The sequence below is a fragment of the Mucilaginibacter gilvus genome, from assembly GCF_004054195.1.
Lineage (GTDB): Bacteria > Bacteroidota > Bacteroidia > Sphingobacteriales > Sphingobacteriaceae > Mucilaginibacter > Mucilaginibacter gilvus.
In genome coordinates, this window is sequence record NZ_SBIW01000013.1 from 1 (window position 1) to 302 (window position 302).

Sequence of the window (302 nt, forward strand, 5' to 3'; positions counted from 1 at the left end):
GAACAAAGACTATGGCCTCTCAACACAAAGCTGTTGTTTTCTCTGATACTTTTACTTCTTTCAATAATATGTCATTGTTTATATGGTTCATTAGTTCATAGGTATCATTGGTTCATTAGTAACCATAATGCATATAACGAAGAACATAAACAATATAAAATATAGTACGCTATTCATTAGCCACGTTGCAAATACCAATGAACAACTGAACTAATGAACCAGTGAACTGAAGATATTTAGGTGTCTATATCGGCGGTGTCCACCTCTTCCCATTCCGAACAGAGAAGTTAAGCCCGCCAGAG

1 rRNA gene is annotated in these 302 nt (G+C 36.1%); it reads left to right on the forward strand.

Going from position 1 to position 302, the window contains the following annotated elements:
- Window positions 1-236: 236 nt before the first annotated feature.
- Window positions 237-302: ribosomal RNA gene (gene rrf / locus EPL05_RS21690) — 5S ribosomal RNA — on the forward strand; the annotation flags it as partial.